Origin of the sequence: Psychrilyobacter sp. (assembly GCF_049671765.1) — a bacterium.
In the GTDB taxonomy this organism is placed as follows: Bacteria; Fusobacteriota; Fusobacteriia; order Fusobacteriales; family Fusobacteriaceae; genus Psychrilyobacter.
The window spans coordinates 1-2,190 of the sequence record NZ_JBATVM010000051.1; the positions used below are offsets into that span (position 1 = coordinate 1).

The window sequence follows — 2,190 nt, forward strand, 5'->3', positions numbered from 1 at the left end:
TTAACAAAAAAAATGGTCATGAAATGCTATATATGGTCAATAAATTAGTCGAAATATGGAAACTTGAAGATAAACATAGTATAAGAAAAATAGAAATAATGATTTATAAATCATTACCAGAGGAAAAAAATAAACAAGAAGATGTAAAAAATTGGGTACGTGACAATTGGGATTATTACTAATATTAAATAAAAATTATGGTGGATTATGTGTTGTAAGATTTGAAATAGACTGCTGTAATTTTTTTAATATTTACTGCTGGATTTTAAGACTATAAATCTATGGTTCTAATATGTTTATTAAAGAATTTATATATTAAATTTTTTAAAAATTTGCGGGTTTAAAATATAAAATTTTGGAGGAAAAAATGAGAGTAGCAATAATTTATAACAAAGATTTCAGTAATGTAATCAATGTTTTTGGTATGCAGAATAAAGAGGTATATAATCCATCTGTAGTAAAACGTGTAGCAGATTCTTTAGAAAAAGGTGGCCATAATGTTGAGATTATCGATGGAGATATGCACGTTATAGAGAAGATAAGAGATTTTTTCCCCAAGGTTCAAGATGGAGAAAAATTTGGCATTGTCTTCAATATGGCTTATGGAATACAAGGTGAAAGTAGATATACTCATATTCCAGCAATGCTAGAAATGTTAGGTATCCCATATGTGGGATCATCTCCATCAGGACATGCTATTGCTCTAGATAAAATAATTACTAAAATTATATTACAAAAAAACAAAATACCTACACCTGATTTTTGGGTATTTTCATCTATCGATGAAGATATGACTGACGTAAAATTCCCTGTAATTGTTAAACCTAAAATGGAGAGTGTTTCATTTGGATTAAGAGTTGTATATAATCTAGAAGAGCTTAGAGATGCAGTAGGTTTTATAATAGATGAGTTTAAACAGCAAGCTTTAGTTGAAAAGTTTATTAGAGGAAGAGAATTTGCAGTAGGAGTTTTAGGCAATTCTCCAGTTGAAGTGTTGCCTGTTCTTGAAATAGACTTGAATGGTGACCCTGATGCAATCCAAACAGTAGACGATAAAAAATATAAACCAAAAGATAAAATATGCCCTGCTAATATCGATAAAGAATTGGCAATAAAAATGCAGGATCTAAGTGTTATGGTTTTTAAAACTTTAGGTTTAAGAGATTTTTCAAGAGTTGATATTAGACTAGATGAAGAAAATAACATTCATATCTTAGAAGTAAATTCAATGGCGAGTTTAGGAAAAACTGGATCATATGTTACAGCTGCAAAGGCCGCAGGTTATGATTTTGATTCCTTGGTTAATAAGATGCTAGATGTTGCTTCTTTTAGATATTTTTCAAAAGAGAATATTGGTATAGATCACAAAATAGATGGGAAAAAAATAGCTCTTCCTATCAGAATAAAAAGTTTTTTAAGAAGCAGATTAGATCAAACAGAGAGTCTTTTAGAGGAAGTAATAGACATAAATACCTATTATAAAAATATAGAGGGTGTAAATAGACTTGGAAGTATTATAAAAAAAAGATTTAACAATTTAGGATTTAGTTATGAAAGTTTTCCACAAACAGAAGTTGGAAATATCTTGTTTTTTTCAAATAGTGATGACGGAGAGTATGATTATCTTTTAATTGGAAATTTAGATAATGATGTAAAATTAAAAAAACAAAAATATTTTAGAAAAACTGAGCATAAAATATTTGGAACTGGAGTATGGGAACATAAGGGTGGAATAGTCATGATGCTTCAATCCCTTCAAAGTCTTAAATATACCAGAATGTTAAAGAAAATGAAGATAGGAGTTTTACTTACAACAGATGAGACAATACAGGGCAGGCTTTCAAGGAATATAATTAAGGAAAAATCAAAGAAAGCAAAATATATTTTTGGACTTCATGGTGGATTTCCTGACGGTGGAATGGTAACAAGCAGGTCTGGTTCAGCAACTTATACCTGCAATATGAATCTAAGAGAAAATAAAAATTCAGAAGAAGTCTCTAAAGCTGTCGCTATATTCTCAAAATTAGTTTCAGATTGGACAAATCTATCCAGCGAAGAGAAAGGAATCATAATATCACCAAGAGAATTTAAAATAGAATCTAACATAACAGAACCTTTTGCTCACGCTGATCTTGAATTGAGTGTAAGATTTAATGACAATGAAATGTTTAAAAAATATGATGAAAAAAT

At 29.2% G+C, this 2,190-nt stretch carries 2 protein-coding genes; both read left to right on the plus strand.

Annotated features, from left to right (window positions below; translation table 11 throughout):
- Positions 1 to 182: hypothetical protein (locus WBG30_RS02260; RefSeq protein ID WP_424503021.1), on the plus strand; the 182-nt coding region annotated here is incomplete at its 5' end.
- A 185-nt stretch (positions 183 to 367) separates the two neighbouring features.
- On the plus strand, positions 368 to 2,190 hold a 1,823-nt coding region (locus WBG30_RS02265; protein WP_424503022.1), incomplete at its 3' end, for a M20/M25/M40 family metallo-hydrolase.